The 15,772-nt window shown below is 62.0% G+C and carries 23 protein-coding genes; 17 read left to right on the top strand and 6 right to left on the bottom strand.

What is annotated here, in order from left to right; translation table 11 throughout:
• The first annotated feature begins 38 nt into the window (after window positions 1-38).
• The 17 genes from R2676_RS17080 (at window position 39) to R2676_RS17000 (ending at window position 11,641) form a co-directional block, all read left to right on the top strand.
• Window positions 39-314, top strand: coding sequence for a hypothetical protein (locus R2676_RS17080; protein WP_225694722.1), 276 nt, complete (start codon window positions 39-41; stop codon window positions 312-314).
• 138 nt (window positions 315-452) lie between these two features.
• A complete protein-coding gene (locus R2676_RS17075) occupies window positions 453-836 on the top strand; it encodes a hypothetical protein (protein WP_012435687.1) in 384 nt (127 codons plus the stop codon).
• Between the two features lie 319 nt (window positions 837-1,155).
• On the top strand, window positions 1,156-1,581 hold the full coding sequence (locus R2676_RS17070) for a hypothetical protein (RefSeq protein ID WP_012435688.1): 426 nt from the start codon (window positions 1,156-1,158) through the stop codon (window positions 1,579-1,581).
• Between the two features lie 252 nt (window positions 1,582-1,833).
• Window positions 1,834-1,998 (top strand): hypothetical protein, encoded by a 165-nt coding sequence (locus R2676_RS17065; RefSeq protein WP_012435690.1) that lies wholly within the window; start codon window positions 1,834-1,836, stop codon window positions 1,996-1,998.
• Between the two features lie 15 nt (window positions 1,999-2,013).
• Window positions 2,014-2,310 (top strand): hypothetical protein, encoded by a 297-nt coding sequence (locus R2676_RS17060; protein WP_012435691.1) that lies wholly within the window; start codon window positions 2,014-2,016, stop codon window positions 2,308-2,310.
• Between the two features lie 377 nt (window positions 2,311-2,687).
• Window positions 2,688-3,071, top strand: coding sequence for a glycine zipper 2TM domain-containing protein (locus R2676_RS17055; protein ID WP_012435692.1), 384 nt, complete (start codon window positions 2,688-2,690; stop codon window positions 3,069-3,071).
• A gap of 70 nt (window positions 3,072-3,141) precedes the next feature.
• Window positions 3,142-3,378, top strand: coding sequence for a hypothetical protein (locus R2676_RS17050; RefSeq protein WP_012435693.1), 237 nt, complete (start codon window positions 3,142-3,144; stop codon window positions 3,376-3,378).
• A gap of 10 nt (window positions 3,379-3,388) precedes the next feature.
• Window positions 3,389-3,622: a hypothetical protein gene (locus tag R2676_RS17045; protein ID WP_012435694.1), complete on the top strand. Its 234-nt coding sequence runs from the start codon at window positions 3,389-3,391 to the stop codon at window positions 3,620-3,622.
• 181 nt (window positions 3,623-3,803) lie between these two features.
• Window positions 3,804-4,184, top strand: coding sequence for a hypothetical protein (locus R2676_RS17040; RefSeq protein ID WP_012435695.1), 381 nt, complete (start codon window positions 3,804-3,806; stop codon window positions 4,182-4,184).
• A 12-nt stretch (window positions 4,185-4,196) separates the two neighbouring features.
• Window positions 4,197-4,667 (top strand): hypothetical protein, encoded by a 471-nt coding sequence (locus R2676_RS17035; RefSeq protein WP_012435696.1) that lies wholly within the window; start codon window positions 4,197-4,199, stop codon window positions 4,665-4,667.
• Between the two features lie 217 nt (window positions 4,668-4,884).
• Window positions 4,885-5,394: a hypothetical protein gene (locus R2676_RS17030; protein WP_012435698.1), complete on the top strand. Its 510-nt coding sequence runs from the start codon at window positions 4,885-4,887 to the stop codon at window positions 5,392-5,394.
• A 122-nt stretch (window positions 5,395-5,516) separates the two neighbouring features.
• Window positions 5,517-5,897: a hypothetical protein gene (locus tag R2676_RS17025; RefSeq protein WP_012435699.1), complete on the top strand. Its 381-nt coding sequence runs from the start codon at window positions 5,517-5,519 to the stop codon at window positions 5,895-5,897.
• An 85-nt stretch (window positions 5,898-5,982) separates the two neighbouring features.
• On the top strand, window positions 5,983-7,521 hold the full coding sequence (locus R2676_RS17020) for a hypothetical protein (protein WP_012435700.1): 1,539 nt from the start codon (window positions 5,983-5,985) through the stop codon (window positions 7,519-7,521).
• A 280-nt stretch (window positions 7,522-7,801) separates the two neighbouring features.
• On the top strand, window positions 7,802-8,866 hold the full coding sequence (locus tag R2676_RS17015) for an ATP-binding protein (RefSeq protein WP_012435701.1): 1,065 nt from the start codon (window positions 7,802-7,804) through the stop codon (window positions 8,864-8,866).
• Window positions 8,867-8,942: 76 nt separating this feature from the next.
• The gene (locus tag R2676_RS17010; RefSeq protein WP_012435702.1) at window positions 8,943-9,866 is read left to right on the top strand and encodes a hypothetical protein; all 924 of its coding nucleotides are present in this window, start codon (window positions 8,943-8,945) and stop codon (window positions 9,864-9,866) included.
• Window positions 9,867-9,875: 9 nt separating this feature from the next.
• On the top strand, window positions 9,876-11,093 hold the full coding sequence (locus R2676_RS17005) for a vWA domain-containing protein (protein ID WP_012435703.1): 1,218 nt from the start codon (window positions 9,876-9,878) through the stop codon (window positions 11,091-11,093).
• 143 nt (window positions 11,094-11,236) lie between these two features.
• On the top strand, window positions 11,237-11,641 hold the full coding sequence (locus tag R2676_RS17000) for a hypothetical protein (protein ID WP_021197377.1): 405 nt from the start codon (window positions 11,237-11,239) through the stop codon (window positions 11,639-11,641).
• A gap of 174 nt (window positions 11,642-11,815) precedes the next feature.
• Here R2676_RS17000 and R2676_RS16995 read toward each other — a convergent pair whose 3' ends face one another.
• The 6 genes from R2676_RS16995 to R2676_RS16970 all read right to left on the bottom strand — a co-directional run bounded on the left by R2676_RS16995 (window position 11,816) and on the right by R2676_RS16970 (window position 15,670).
• Window positions 11,816-12,094, bottom strand: a complete 279-nt coding sequence (locus R2676_RS16995; protein ID WP_231887671.1) for a hypothetical protein — start codon at window positions 12,092-12,094, stop codon at window positions 11,816-11,818.
• Between the two features lie 129 nt (window positions 12,095-12,223).
• On the bottom strand, window positions 12,224-12,913 hold the full coding sequence (locus R2676_RS16990; RefSeq protein WP_012435707.1) for a hypothetical protein: 690 nt from the start codon (window positions 12,911-12,913) through the stop codon (window positions 12,224-12,226).
• A 10-nt stretch (window positions 12,914-12,923) separates the two neighbouring features.
• Window positions 12,924-13,655 (bottom strand): hypothetical protein, encoded by a 732-nt coding sequence (locus R2676_RS16985; protein WP_012435708.1) that lies wholly within the window; start codon window positions 13,653-13,655, stop codon window positions 12,924-12,926.
• 159 nt (window positions 13,656-13,814) lie between these two features.
• On the bottom strand, window positions 13,815-14,198 hold the full coding sequence (locus R2676_RS16980) for a bactofilin family protein (RefSeq protein WP_012435710.1): 384 nt from the start codon (window positions 14,196-14,198) through the stop codon (window positions 13,815-13,817).
• Between the two features lie 10 nt (window positions 14,199-14,208).
• Window positions 14,209-14,889, bottom strand: a complete 681-nt coding sequence (locus R2676_RS16975; RefSeq protein WP_012435711.1) for a hypothetical protein — start codon at window positions 14,887-14,889, stop codon at window positions 14,209-14,211.
• A 193-nt stretch (window positions 14,890-15,082) separates the two neighbouring features.
• Window positions 15,083-15,670, bottom strand: coding sequence for a hypothetical protein (locus R2676_RS16970; protein ID WP_012435712.1), 588 nt, complete (start codon window positions 15,668-15,670; stop codon window positions 15,083-15,085).
• Window positions 15,671-15,772: the final 102 nt, after the last annotated feature.

Raw genomic sequence — 15,772 nt, 5'->3', positions numbered from 1 at the left:
CGAAGCGGGGATTGGGCCGACTGTTACTGACGGCCCTGATGTCAGCTCCAAGCGTTGCGCTCGTGTTGGCGGATCAACTGGTTTCGGCCACGCACGAACTGGAGCTGGTGCTCTTCAATACGCTGCTTGCCAGCACGCCGGGCCCGATCGCGGAGGAGGTCTATCGAGCGATCGCCGGTGCCGAGAGCACCATTCGCGTGCTGCAGCGGTCGATGTTTGCGGCTCTTGTCGTGGCCACAGGCTTGGGGGCGGTGGGTGTCTTCCAGGTCTGGCGCGGTCCTCGCAAGCGAGCAGATGAGCCTCGCCGTGCTTAAGCTCCCGGTGATGGCGGCGCCGTGTCGAGTTGAGGTCGTGGGCGTGCCACCAGTGCGCCCACGGCCTTTGCCGTGCGAAGTCGCGCGTCTGCGTTGTGAGAGCGTACGAACGACCATTCGGAATGTCTGGTGCACACAATGAACCCCGAACCCAAGCCCAAAAAGCCACTCAGGTGGCGGATTCTCGCCCTCATGGTGCAATGCGCCGCCGTGGCGATCGCACTGAATGCGGTGCTGGTGCTATTTGGCGTCATCTCGAATCCCGCAGAGCAACGCCGCGAAGTTGATGCCGTGACGTACCGCATCCTGGCGGACGGCTATACGGCGGGCTCACCCGTGTACCGCGCAGCCGTTCGTGATGCGGTGAAAGAGCGTGGGGCGATCATGCTCGCTGATCGGGAGCGGCTGATGGGCATGTGGGCCAAGGCCGCGCCGGTTGGATATGGCGTGCCCGCTGCTATTGGGCCGCGCGAAACCGAGCGAGCGCGCCTTCTGCGCCTTGTGAAAGGCGAATCAAACTAACACTGCCAACAGTTTGCGACTACGTAGACCGGCTAGGAACTTCTTTCGGCGTGTGTGCGCTTCGCGCGTCGGCTACGCAGGTAGAAGGAAAGGGTGAATAAAACAAGGGCGCAGGCTATGCCAACAACACTACTTGGCCAAATCGGATTGGCACTCATCGGAGTGCTCTTCATGTCGGCTTTCAGCCTGGGGGTGATTGCACCATTCAATCGATCGGTTTCATTCGGCGTGATCGCCCTGTGCATTGCGGCGGCAGTCGCATCGTTCGTCATACCGGGATAGGAAAAACGCCGGCTGCGCCGGTAGAAGGAAACAGACCATGTCAATTGCGAACAACAGTACCGATCCGCAGCACCTGCTGGGGCACCTGGCCAGCCAGCCTGTCGCAGCACCGTTCAAAGTGGATTTGTCGAAGCCGACCGACTTGGTTGAAGCGATGTTCGGGCCAGGCGCCAAGATCGTGCATCCGTGCGATGCATTTGCGCGCCGGGCAGGGTGTGCGGACTGGGCGTCTGCGGTGCAGGCGATGAAGGCAGGCAAGGTGCTGGTCGCGCAGGGCCCCAAGGTTGGAAAGTCGATGATGGACCTGATGATGTTCATTGAACAGGTTCGTTCCGAAGGACTCCATTCCTACGCAGACGACCTTGGCCGGATCTGGCTGGGGCTGAAAGAGAACTTTCCGCAGTCCGTGCTCGACCGGCAAGAGCAGGAACAGCATCTGCGTGACCTTCTCATTGGGCGGTAGAAAGAAACATGCCGAGTCGCCGGCCGCCACACTGGGACGAACCACTCTCGCCGCTGTGTGAACACGGCAACGGCTATAGCTGCAAGCATTGCCGCGAAGTGCTTCCTTTCCCGACAGAGCCGTTGCCTCACCAGACCGGGCATCGCCCCAGCGGGAGCAAGCACATTCGCAAGGTGGCGGCCTACAGGACCAGTGATAAGTGCGAAGGAAAGACGCCGGCACCGCGCGGGCTGACGAAATAGGACAACGACGATGAATGCAAAATATGCGCTGCCGGGGTTAGTTGATGCGGTTGGTAGTCTTTTGTGGATGCAGGTTGATCGCTATTCGTTTAGTTCGTACTGGTGGGTTTCAACGCTGATCGCTTTGCTGGTTGCCATGGCCTGGATGGTGGCAGACGGTAAGGCGGAAGGTTGATCGGAAGAACGGATAATGCGTGAGCACGTTGAAATGCAGCTCGGCGAGTGGTTCGTGCGCTTGTTCTGCAAGCTGATCGCACTCGGCGCCGCGATATGCGGGGCTGGTGGCTTCGCGATTATCGGGATGCGGACCATCCTGCCGCTGCTGGATGATGGCAGGTACGTCGAGACCGCGTGCGCAGCCATCGCGTGTGTCGCAGTGCTGTACGGACTCACTCCACTCGCTTTGGCCGTGGACGGATCGCTTCTCCATGCCTTCGGCATGGAGCCGTTGAAAGGGCTTCGACAGGACCCGAATCAAGAGCGATAGAGGGAAAGCCTCGGACGCCTGATCTGATCGTTGCCGCTGTGAAGGCAACAGTCGGACCCGAAAGGGGGTAGCCGGCCGGTGCCTTTTCGGGGATGCTGCGAGTTTTTCAAAATGCGTGTCGACGGCCCCTTTCCGGCGCCAAAGCAAGCTGCTACGATGCCCTTGCTTTCCGCGTCTTAGGCGCATCGATTCACACCAGTCTTTGGCTGGTATCTCTTCTCCCCCCCTTACGGGCCCTCACGCCCGTAGGTGTGATGGGCCCGTTTTTTTCGAGGCCCATCATGTTCAAGTCCTTTTTCTCCGCTGCTCTCGTCGCCTTCTGCGTTCTAGCATCTGGATGCGCTCTTCAATAGAGCTCGCCCGACGTCTACCGCGGCATGGAAGTCATGCGCCGCGGTGATGCCGAGCAGGTCACTGTTGTTCGCGTTCGCAATGTCACGATCACTGGTGACGATGGCTACATGTCCGCATCAAGCGGCATGCCCGGTCTCATCGGGGCAGGCATCAGCGCATTCCTCGGTGGCCGTTCCATCGGTAACGGCAATGGCCGCTATGTCGCCGGCGCAGTCTCCGGCGCCGTGGGCGGTGTGATCACGCAGCAAGTCTCCCAGGTGCTGAACAAGCGCCCGGGCGTAGAAGTCATCGTTCGCACGGATGCTGGGCGAACGTTGGTCGTTACCCAGGATGCCACGCAGCAGTTTGTGGCTCGGGAGCGTCTGTACATGATCTCCAGCGCGGCGGGCTTTCGCCTGACCCGCTGATCCTCTTGGTGGCCGCCGCAAGGCGGTCACCGCCCTGTTGGCGCTGCCAACGCTGCTCCCCCTCCACTCAATGGCCACCCCAACCACAGACGATCTGGCTGTCTATCGTCGGGATCACCGGACGCTGGAAGTCTTCAGCCACCTGACGCGTGGCCGCTGTTCCACCGTCTTCTTCTTCGAATTCAGTTCGCATCCCTCGATCGTTCCGTTCCTGATTCCCAGCTACATGCAGGGCATCACGACGGAGTTGATCCGGGAGGCGGGCCAACAATTCTTGCAACGCGAGGCGGCAGTACTGCCCGTCTAGCCGACCCATCATGAGCGAACAAAATCTCATCCGCTGCACTTCCTCGAAGTACCCAAATCCCGGCGAGGCGAGCGACGCTCTCTCGGGTTCCAGCTGCGTCCCGGGCTTTCGCTTCGGGTATGTCGATCAGGATCACCGAGTGGTGGTGTTCTTCGATGACGCACACCCGGAGAAACCTCTGCCCGAACGCAAGGGGCTGTTGCGCGTCACCGCGCGTGTTCCGCTGCCGCAGCTCCAGCGCTAGTCCGCGGCGCTCCATCCCATAGCAAGCCCGAGAGGGCTTGCCCAACTGCCAACAGTTGGGCAAGCGCTTTTGATCGCGTCACCGACGCATCGAGCTTTGTCTGGCATGCCCAGACCATACCCATCGCGGGACACCGTCCCGCTGGGGTTGGTGTACCGCACTCTTTCATAGGACACCAACGATGAAGATTCCTCAATCCTTTACCCGAAGCCGCTGCCCGTCGAACACGGCCGCCGGCGCAATCCTGCAACGTGATGCTTCACGCGTTCTGCGTCGCGTCGCCAATGACCTGGCGCTGCGTCAACGGGAATATTCGATCCGCACGCGTCGCCAGCGTCGCCGCCTGGTCGACGTCTTCGCGCTGCACACCGACGCGCTGTACTTCGAAATCTCGCACGCGCCGGCGGACCCGAAGGTGTTGGTCCGCTATCGCACCTGCGCCGGCCGTCACGATCTTGGCGGCGGCCGCAACAACGCCGTCTGCCTGGAGTCGCTGGCATCGCCGGAAGGTTACAGCCAGCTTCTGGCCAACCTGCGATTCGTTGCCGGCCGCCGTGGCTAAAGCGAGGCCGCCATGTCCAAACTCATCAAGGTCATTCTGCGCTCGACCAGCGGGGACGAGACATCTGGAAGGGCAGCCATCCAGGCTGACACCGATGTTGTCGTGTTGCCCAACCGGTTGGTGCAGCAGATCGAGTCGGCCAAGGCCGCAGGCGAGGCGTACGTCCTCGTTGCTGCCGAGGATGGCTACGAAATGCCGCTCGTGCACGTCGAAGCGGCGACGTTTCGCTTGAACCGCAAGGGCCGGGCGCGCAAGTCGTTGTGGAGCGTGGTGCGAAGCGCACTTCTCGCGCCAACGCGCGATCAGCGCCAGCAGTACGGTCGTTTCGCTCATACGCTGTCGGCCGCGGCGCTGATCGGTGCTGCCAGCTATTTCAGTGGCAGTCGCGCTTGGACGCTGGGTGCCGTGTCCGATGTCGCTACGTTGATCGCCGTCACTGTTGTACTATTTGTAGTAGGCGCTGTTTTGTCCAAAGGAGACTGACCATGACGCTCGGAATGTTCGCCGCTGTCGTCACGACATTGATCGCGGCATATCTGCTGTGGGCCGACCGACGTGGTCGTCAGCTCAACAACGACTAGCGATTGCTCGACGCTGGCCCAGCCAGCCACACCAAATGACGCACCCATTCGTGGGTGCGTTTTTTTTGCCGTTTCGGCTTTGGCCGAAGCGGCAAAAGCCCTCTTAAGGAGGCTCAACCATGATTTCAATCCGTTCACCCGAATGCCAGGCGTTGGCATACAACTGTAAGCTTGACCCCCTCGGGGCAAGCGTTCTCATGTCGCTCTCGCGCGTCTTGTCGTCGGTTGACCCGATCGGCAGCCGGGAGCTGCAGGAGCGTGCCGAATGGGCGGCAGAACTTGCAGGAATGCAGGCCATCGATAGCGACCGCATTCCGGTCTTTGTAGCCGATGGCGGCTCGCTTGAGATGCACTTTCGCGATGGCCGCCGGCAGGGAAAGGAAGATGACGAATACGCCGAGCGTCACCCACCGACCGTTTGGTTTGGCAGGTGGCGAATGGACTTTGACGGTCTGCGCGAAACACGCGCGAGCGTTGCGCAGTCGCCAGCAGGCTACCTCCCGGGGCTGGAAGTCTCGTACCAAGGCGGAGATTGCGACGTGCATTACGGTGAAGCCGTGCCGACGCTTGAAGAGGCTGTTGCAGTCGCAAAGGAGCGCGAGAGCAATTGGCACCAGGCTGACGATTAAATCTCCACCTCAAGTCGCAGGATGGTCGTCAGTCATTGACGCCGCCGCATCACCATTTCATCCAACAACCCACGCGGGGTGCGTCCCCGATGGGGCACTCCGCGTACAACAAGGAGTTCTCCATGGGCCATCAAGTCGTCGGTGCCGGCTTGGCATCATTCCCAGCGGGCGTGACGATCGCCGTGCAGCTCTACACGGATATGCACGTCGCAGTTCATCTGCACGCGGCGGACGACGGTCTGCGCTATGCCTCGTTGTCCACCAACATCCGGCACGCTCCGCTCGCAGACGACGAGTTTGCATTTTCTTCGGGGCTGGTGCCGCAGGATATGTGCCAAGCACTGCTGCACACGGGCGCGTTTGCTGATACCGGGCGCGTCATTCGCAGCGGCTATGCGACGTTCCCCATCTGGCGCATTGCCGACGAGCAACTGATCGGCCAAGTCGTCGCGATGCGTGTCGACGCTGCTGCCGCGACAAAGAGGCGCCGCAAGTCGCACTGACGCGCGGCCTTCAATTCCTTCCATCCCACCAGGGGCAATCGCCCCGGTGGGGCGCGTTGCCCCAGTCCTTATTGGAGCAACGTTCATGTACATCATCACCATCAACCATACGAAGACCGAGACCCGCACAACGATGGCCGGCGTCTTGGCCCTCCTGAACGCCGACAAATCGATTCCGCGCAAATTCACCGCGGACTCGTTCACTGTACATACCGTCGAAAATGGTCCAATCCCCGTCGTTGGTCTGCCACGCGGCCGAATCGGGCTGCGTCCCGACGGCACGGTGCACGAGATCCTCTTGCACGTGATCACCGAAGTCGAGCGGATCATCCTGAAACCGGACGGCAAGCTGCTGCGGCCCTACGAGGTCAGCTTTGAATCCTGGGAAGCTGTCCTTGCCGCAAGCGCGCTGGCCTACGAGAGCGAATACCTGATCGATCCTGAACGCCTGAAGGAGGGCTCGCTTTTCTCGGAGTTCCAAGTCGAGAGTCCGCAGCGCTTCATCACGGACGAGCTACTTCGCCGGTTTGGCTTCGGAACAGGCGGGCCACACGCCTATCCGGGCGGAGGGGCGTGCAAGGGGCATGAATGGCACGTCGCCTACGCGCTACAACGTGGCGAGCGCGTCAAGGATTGCATCCTCAACTTCTACCGTCACACGAGCACGGCGATCCCTCACGGCTTGGAATGGCTGAACGCTCTCATTGAGTTCCCAGTGCTACGCGGCGCGCTGCCGGCGGAGACGCTGCGGGACCTGTGTGATGTGCTCAGACGCGAGAAGATGGCGATGACCGAGCAAAACGTGTCGAAGCTGCTCGCCATCGTTCGGGCCTTGCCGGTCGGTAGCTCCTATATCGACATCGACGACGCGTTCTACGACGCGAAGATCCTCGGCCCACTCACGGCGCCGACACTTCAGCTCGCAGAGGGGCCTGACGCAGAGCCGCTTTCGCCGTTGGCCAAGCGCGTGACGGAGTGCGTCAACGAGAGCGTGTATGAGAAGACGGTGGCGCGGCTTCGGCAGGAGCGGGAGGACGGTAACCTTTCGAAGCGCCGTTTCGAGCTGCAGATGATGATGGCCGAGCGCCAACGCAATTGCAGAAACTACCACTACGGCAACATGATTGCCTCGCTGTTGTTGGAGCGTAATGTCGCTGGGCTGCTCGAGATTCTGGACCAGCCCAACAACAAATCGAGCAAGCGCGCCATTCGTGAAGTCATCGGGGTCAACCTGCTGACGGTAACGGGAGCAGCGCGCCGGCGCGCCATCTTCAGCATGTGCGGGTTCGCCCAGCAGGAGCAGGACGTGTGGGAGCAGCATGCGGCCGAGGCCAAGGCGGAGAAGCGCCGCATTGAGGCCATGGAGCAGGCAAAGAAGACTGCTGAGTCGGTACGCTATTCCGTCGGCGGTGGGCAGGTCATGACCGGCAAGCAGTACGTCGACCTGTGCATCGCGGAAGGCTTCTCGCAGATTGTTCCTTCGCGGCGCGGCAATGCTGTCAGCTACCTCTTCGTCGATCCGAAGCGCGACCTGGGCAGGCCACTGAAGGTGAAGGACGGCACCCTGGACTATGCACGCGCTTGCTTGAGTACACCGGCAGAGCGTGTGCCGGCGTACGCCTGACGCCAATCTCTTTCACGCGCCAGTCCCTGCCCCTCCATCACGGGGGCAGGGCGGCCGTTTCTACCCCCTTGCGCGTGTGGCGCCGCGCCGCGCAACCTGCTAACCTCTCCTTGCTGAAAAGCGCTGTTCGGACTGGCCTGAGCCAACCCAAACACTGTTTTTCCTCGCGTCTCCGACGCATCGATCCAACGCCGGCAGCATCGGCCGTTTCTTCAACCATCCCACAGGGGTCTACTCCCTGTGGGCGTGGATTCCGTGGGTTTTCGTCAAGTGATACCCCATGGACAATACCCTTACCGATCAAGTTACGCCCCTCACCAATCAGGTTTCCCCGTCGCAACTGGAGACCCTGTTGGCTGCCTACATTCCGGCACACCTGCCCGTGCTCGTGACTGGCGCGCCAGGTGTCGGGAAATCCGACATCGCAGCCGCGGCTGCAGAGCGCGCCGGCTACGACCTGCTGATCTCGCATCCGGTGGTCGAGGACCCGACAGACTCCAAGGGCCTGCCGTTCCCCGGCGCGGATGGCCAATCCGCCAGGTTCCTGCCGTTCGGGGATCTGGAGAGGGTGTTACACGCGAAAGAGCCGTTGGTCTGGTTCTTCGACGACCTCGGTCAAGCGTCTCAGGCGGTTCAAGCCGCCAAGATGCAACTGCTGCTCGCGCGCCGCATCGGCGAGCACAAGCTTCCCGAGCATGTGACGTTCTTGGCGGCGACGAATCGCCGGACCGACAACGCCGGCGTGTCTGGCATTCTCGATCCGGTGAAGTCGCGGTTTGCGACCATCGTCGAGCTTGTGCCAAACGTTGATGCCTGGGCGGCATGGGCTGTGAAGTCGCAGCTTCCCGCTGAACTGATCGCGTTCCTGCGCTTCAAGCCGGATCTGCTGGTGGCGAAGGAGCGCACGCGTGATATCGAGAACCTGCCGTCGCCGCGAGGCTGGGGCGCGGTTGGGAAGCAGATGCCCGTGGTGCCAGCTGGCTTGGAAGCAATCGTGTTCACCGGTGCTGTCGGCGCTGGTGCCGCGACCGAGTTCCAGGCGTTTCGCGAGACCTTTCGCAGTCTCCCCTCTGTGGCAAGCGTTCTGTTTGCGCCGGACACTGCCTCCATCCCGGAGGAGCCCTCGGCGCGCATCGGGATTGCGACGGCAGTTGCGAGTCAAACCACGGTCGCGAACATCGATCGCGTCCTCGTCTACGCCGACCGCATGCAAGCGGGCGGTGACGGTGACTGCGCAACGATGATGATCAGCGACGCGATCCGCCGTGACGAGTCTATCGTTTCCGTGCCGGCTTTCATTGCAGCGCAATCCGGCTGGATCGGTGCCGCGATGGACGGCCGGTAAACCGGTTCCCTTTCAAGCAGTACATCCCATGCGGCGAGCTTTGGCTCGCCGCTTTTCATTTCAAGAGGCTATTTCCATGAACATCCTCAACGTTCACGAGCGTGTCATGCTCGCATCCCTTGGCATCTCCGTTTGGCGCGCACGTCGCTTCGATACCCGCGCCACGGAAGAGGTGGAAAAGAACCACGCCACCAAAGACATCGGGCGCTTCAACAAGAAGCTCCTGACCGACGATGCCATTTCTTACAAGAGCGTGTGCAGCATCGCCACGCAAGCACGTGCCTTCTTCAATGCGCACACCCTCGAATACGACCAGCTTGGCGTGCGTTTGCTGCCCACGGCTGTTTACCTAAAGGTCGCTGACCGGCTGCGCGAGTTTCAAGACGAGTTCCGTGAAGCCACGTCAGCCTTTCTCGCCGAATACCCAGCGTTGAAGGAGCAGGCCAAGGGTGCTCTCAACGGGCTCTATACCGAGGCGGACTACCCGACCCTCGAAGCGCTGTCGACCAAGTTCGGTATACGCCTGTCTCCCTTGCCGTTTCCGGACGCAAGCCAGTTCGGCATCAACTTGCCGGCCAACGTGCTGGACGGCATCAAGGCGGATATGGACGAGCGGGTGTTCAGCGCGGTCAAGACGGCCAACGAAGACATCGTCGGCCGCCTCTACGACGCTGTGCAGCACTTCGCCAACCGTCTGTACGCGGGACGCAACGTCCGGCTGGGCGTTGTCGACAAGGTGCGCGAACTGTGTGACCTGCTTCCGACGTTGAACTTCACACAGGATCCGGCATTGACGGACATCCTGAACGAGACGCGCAATCACCTGGCTTGCTACACGGGCGCCGAATTGAAGGATTCGGCCGATCTTCGCCAGAAGGTGGCGGAGAAGGCGATGGAGATCGAGGCGCAGATGGCGGTGTACATGACCGGCGCGCTCAGCACGCCGGCAGCACCGGCACTTGGCGATTCGTCTGCGCTCAGTTTCCTCCTTGCCTCGTGAGGTGTGGCCATGCTCGAACGGATCATCAAGCAGCGTGGTCAACTGGTGCTGAACCACCCTTTCTTCGGGGCGCTGGCGCTTCGTCTGAAGCCTGTCGAAGACCCCACGTGCCACACGTTCTGGGTTGACGGCCGGGCGCTTGGCTACAACGCGCAGTTCGTGGCCACCTTGGACGATCTTGAACTGCGTGGGTGTCTCGCTCATGAGGTGCTGCACCCCGCCAGCGGGCATTGCTGGCGGCGTGGCAATCGCGATCAGAAGCTGTGGAACGCGGCCTGTGACTATGCGGTCAATCCGGTTGTGCTCGCTGCCAACTTGAAGCTCCCGAAAGGCGCACTGCTGGAGGAACGCTTCACTGGCAAGTCAGCAGAGGAGATTTATGCGGTGCTCCGCCAGGAACGGCCACCTGAGGCTCCCCAAGAGCCTCAGGCCCAGGGCGCTCGCGGTACGGGCGCTGGGCTGCCATCGCGCGACCCGAACGCATCCGATGCGGCACAAGGGCAGGGCGCTGCCGAAGGTGGCAACGCCGACGGCAGCCCGACGTATGAGCCCGGCGACATCCGCAAGGATCGCGGCAATGACCAGGCCTCGACGGAGACGCAGTGGAAAGTCGCGGCGATGAAGGCTGCGCAGGTGGCCAAGATGCGCGGCAAGTTCGGTGCGGATCTGCAGACCGTGGTTGACCAACTGGTTACGCCGGCGGTCGATTGGCGTGCGGCCCTCGCGCGCTTTGCAAGCGAGTCGGCCCAAGCCGACTACAGCTGGTCGATACCGAACCGCCGCTTCACGCACCTTGGTCTCTATTTGCCGGCGCTTCATAGCCGGCGGGTGGGGGACGCCGTGTTTGTGCGCGATTCGAGTGGCTCGGTGTTCGATGAAACGCAACGCCAGTTCGCATCCGAGATCCACCGCGTTTTCGATGAAGTGAAGCCATCGCGGCTGATCGTCATCGACTGTGACGCGCGTGTCACGCAGGTGCAGGTGTTCGAGCCCGGTGATGCGCTTGAACTGGCGCCTGTGAAAGGCGGCGGCGGTACCTGCTTCGCACCGCCGTTCGAGTGGGTGGAGGAACAGGGCTTTCGGCCGGCGTTTCTCGCCTATCTGACGGACATGTATGGCACGTTCCCCGAAGTGCCGCCGGAGTATCCGGTGCTGTGGGCCTCAACCACACCGTTGCGCAGAATCCATACCCCGCCATTCGGCGATTGCATCGAGGTCATCGTCTGACCATTGCCCCGGGCCATCCCGGGGCATTTCTTTGCTCCGGCATCGGTTGGTGGGTGTTCCGCCCAATTTGACCGCGTGCCGAAATCGATCAAAATTTTTGTGGCACTCGACATATCTAGTCCTGTGCCCGGAGGAGCAACATCATGATGGACAAAGAAGAGCCGATCGACATCGAGTCTCTTCCTCGCGCGGCCGACCTCGGGTGGATTGGCCGCTGGAAACAGGCTGTAGAAGAGGGTGGTACGGATCTCGGGTTTGACGACTGGTTCGAATCCGCACTGATCGGCGCGGCCGGTGGCCGCGATGGCCAGCCGGTGCAGTATCGACAGGGATCAGTGATCTTCGAACTGCAGCACGGCGCGGATTTCGAGATCGAGCAGGGCGGCAGCGCGAAGCGGCGCTTCCACTGCCTCATGGATGGACACGTACCGTTTGTGTCCTTCTATGGTGATGGCGACGCAGAGCGCCGGCCCTGGATCTCGATCAGCCGGCTGTTCACGGCTGAAGAGTTGCACACGCTCATCCTGGTGCCCGGACCAGCGGCCTGATTTGCGCTAGGCATGGCGAAAGGGCTGATGCGCGAAGCGGCTTTCTGTGGATTTATCCTGAACGCGGTAAACGCGTGTGTCAGAACCCACCCGATGGTGGGGGTGCAAACCAAGGGGGCCAAGTGCCCCCTTTTTCTTTTTCTATCCTGAAGAGCAAGTGCGGCAGCGCCCGCCTCAAAGGTACTCACGCCCTCGAGGGCCATAGGGTTTGGGGTCAGGGGAACCCAATACGTCAAGAACTTCACTGTAGTGCGTGACGACCATGGGTGCACCGGCAGGACCATACGGTAGCGGCATCCAGTCGTTGCGTTCACGGCTGAATTGCAGCAAGTACATGCCGCCGGCGGCATTCGGTAGCAACTGCACCACCCAGACCAGGTACTCCTTATAGGGTGTTTCAGGCGGGGAAGGCTTGCGTTCACGACAATCAATCCAGTCGATCAAGGTGCTCACGGGTTCCACGGCGTCTCCAATGATTTGTTCAACACGATATTCCGACTGGCCCTGTTTTCCGAGCAAAAAACGATGCACGGAGCGATGTACGGTGTGTCTTGTAGGACGAGTCCATCCGGCGCCAGGTTGCTACCCGGCCTTGAGCAGGCGTCGATCGCGCTGCCCGCCCGCTTGGCATGTGAGCACATAGGCCGCTGGCGCGCGCGGTTCCCAGACGATCACCGCAGCGGGTCCTTCCGTGCTGATGCGTGCCTCGGGCATGGTGCAACTCACCGGAATCGGATTCACAGGCGTCCCGTGCGCAGTCACGCGGATCGTAGACCCGCGACCGGTCATGAAATTGCCCTGCAGGCCGGCATACAGGAACGTGACAGTGGGTACGAGCGGGGGTTCGAGACCAGATTGGTCATCAGCCTCGTCGTCGGCGAGCGCGTCGATCTTGGCCTGCAGCCAGTGGCGGTCACTGTCGGAGAGATCGTGGCGGCTGAGCAGCGCCACCAGGAACGCGGTGCCAAGCCATCCCGGGCCGCTGCTTTCACGCTCGCGGATAACCTGCGCCAAATGAGCGGAGGGCTGTGCGCCACCTTCCAGCAGACTGCGGCGTGTGCCGCGCGCCCGCGCGCCTGGCGTGCTAGTCTGCGCAAGGCTGTTGGTCGCTGGTCGGTAGGTGCCGGGCTTGCTGGCGCCGGCAGACCGCGAAATGCCTCCGGCACTACGACTTGCTGTCGAGCTACCGCCAGCGCCACCGCGGCCGGCGTCTGCGACCTGTGCCGCGCTCAAAAGCACGAGGGCAACGGTCAGGGTCGAGATCTTGCGCATGGTGGTTCCCCTAGCGCCCAGCGAGAGACAGCACGGTGGGGTCGAGTGCCGCCTGTTCGGCCTGCCGGATCGCCGCCGTGGATAGGCGGCTGCGTAGCGATTCCGCGTTGACCGGGCGGTAGCCGTCATCAGGATGGCACTCGGCTCGGCAGCGTAACGCCCAAAGGTAGGCGTTGTTCAGGTCATGCAACGAATCGTAGAGCTGCGCGTTGTTCGCCGCTGCGGTCGGGTCGCCCGCCAACCAGGCGCGCGCGAACAACTCTGCCGCCTTGTCGGAGCTACGAATCACGTATTTTCCATCGCGCACGATCTGGCCAGCAACACGCAGGAGCCGACTATTGACTGCGGTACCCGTGGAAGCCTGGGCCGCCGCGAGAATGCGGGGCGCCATGTCGTCGCGTAGGGGCAGCATCGAGTCGCCCTCGAAGTATTCCGCCAGCTTTGCCGGCGTGAGCCGGTCCATCGCTTGCTTGATCCGCGCCGTGCGTGCGTCGTCCAGGTTGGCCATGGCTTGCACAATATCGCCACAGACGACTTCGCAACCAGTCAGGGCATCTCGACCACTACCCTGCAGCGGATCGAGCTTGGCCAGAGCAGAAACCGGGTCGGAGATGGTCTTGGTTGTCTCGATCTCCCGGTTGATCTGCTTGGCTGTATCGGTTGTCTTGTCGCTGCAGGCGGCCAAGCCAAGGCAGAGTGCGGCGACCGGAATGAGGGCGGCGTATCTGGATGCAAGGTGCATGATCGACCTGTCAGTTGGGTTTGTTGGTGCGGCTGGTCAGACAGCCAAAGAGCTGGAAGCGCGGCATCTCGTGTCGATCCATCACGCCGTCGGTGATTTTCATGGTGTTTGCGTCGTGTCGATTTCGCATTGCCGCCATGCTGTGGCGAGAGGCCAGCGTCAGGTACTCGATTCGAGCGCATCTTCGACAGGAGGCGCGGGCGCCGCCGCTGAAAGGCGCGGAATGCGCGTGATGCGACCCTCCAGGTTGGCGTGCGGGCCGAGCCGAATCGTGCCGGCGTAGCGGATCTCGCCTTTGACCGCACCTTCCACCTTGAGAGAGACCTGGGCATTGACGTCGCCTTCGACTGCGCCCTGGATCAATACGAACTGCCCGGTGACCGACCCCTTGATGACGGCGGCCGGGCCGATGTGGAGAAGGCCGCCTGACGAGACGACGTTGCCATTGACGAGACCCAGGATGGAGCCGCCATGGTCCATGTCGACATTGCCGTGAATCGCCATGCCCTCGTTGATGATGCTGATTTCCATCTGCTCTTTCATGGTTTGCTCCTCAGAACATCTTCACGTCGCCGGACGGACGATTCGCTTCCGTGGTGCGTGCCGGTGGTGTAGCGGCGCGCGGTGCCGTGGCGGTTGGTTGGGGTGCCGGCGCGGGCCGCGTAACAGGGGCTTGATCGGGTGCGGTGCGCTCGGTACGCCGAGCAGCGGGCTGAGCCGGGGCTGTTTCGACCTTCTCCGGCGCAGGAACGCGCTCGCGGGGCGCCACCTCGGCTGCGGAAAGGGCGGCTCGCTGTGGTTGAGCCACCGGTGCAGTGGGCGCGGCCGTGACAGATGCTGCAACCGGCGCTGAGGGCGTCGAGCTTCCGATGGCTGCCGGCGTGGCTTGGTTTGCGGCGACTGCAGGTTCCGGCGCCGAGGCAGGGGCGGCCGGCGCTTGCGTCTGTACTGCGTGCGTGACTTGCTCGGGCCCGGCCGCTGCCGCCGAACCCGCCCGGCCCTTCTTGGCGTACAGGTCCCCAAGCCCCAGGCCAGCAATCGTGGCCAGCACGATGAACGCGCAGCAGATCGCAGTAACCTTCAAGGCAGGCTTGTGCTGGTCCCACCGGCGCTTGCCGCCGGCGGCGTAGGTAAGGGCCGGTGCGGCCGCATGATCTTCCGCCGTGCCCATGTCGATCGTGACAGGGGAGTGCGAGTACTGCTGGTGCAATCGGTAGATTTCGCGAATATCCATGGCTCTCTCCAGCGGTTGGGGTGAGGGGGGCGCCTGAGAGGTCGTTTATTCGGTCCGCGATGCCTTCGCGCGGGACGACAATCCCCTCTGGCCTTCGTACCGGCCACTGTTTCGGGCGCCGTGTTGGCTGCTAGGTCGGATATGGCGCCATGCCGGCTGCCATCCCGATGGGTGCGTTGGGTGGTGTGGTTGGCTATCCCGCAGGGGTGTCGCCGTCTTGTGCGCCGTCAGCAGCGAAACGGTCGTTGTCGGGGATGCAGCTCTGGTGGATTGAAGCGATCTTGCTGCCGGCCACTTTCATCGTGCCCTCGAATTCGAGCGCCGATATGGAGTTGGCGACGCGGGCGAAGATGGCGAGCGCGAACAGCCTGTCGTGCTGGTTCAGGAGGCGAATGAGGCGCCCAGACAGCGGATGTGTGACCTGGACCTCAACGGTATCGGTCTCGATGGGGATGGGGGTTTGGCTTTTGTTCGCGTGCCACGCGATGGCTTTTTCGAACCAAAGCTCGGCTTCGCGGAATTTTTCGTCGAGCGCTCGGGTCTTGCCTGACCTGGCGACTGAGAACTTGGAAGAGCAGAAGTTGTACGCGGAGCGCAGGAAATCGCGAACGTACACAGAGGAATAGGTGACTTGAGCACTGGCGGCCGTCTCGGGGACGATCCGCTTAATCCTGTTTTCTCCGACCAGCCGCGCGATCGGCTTGAGTCCGGAGTTGGATGTACTCGGCTGTGGCGCGCCTAATGGCGCCTCAAGTTCCTGGGGGTGTTGGGCAGCGACCATGGTTCATGTGTGGTATCTCATCTCTCACTCGAAATTTTCCGGCACGTGAACACGGTGGCTGCTTACAAAAGCCACGCTATTTTGGCGAGCTTTCCGGGATTC

The organism is Ralstonia flatus (assembly GCF_958439105.1).
In the GTDB taxonomy this organism is placed as follows: domain Bacteria; phylum Pseudomonadota; class Gammaproteobacteria; order Burkholderiales; family Burkholderiaceae; genus Ralstonia; species Ralstonia flatus.
Note: the sequence above shows the minus strand (reverse complement) of the source record. Positions and strands in the feature narration are given on the sequence as shown.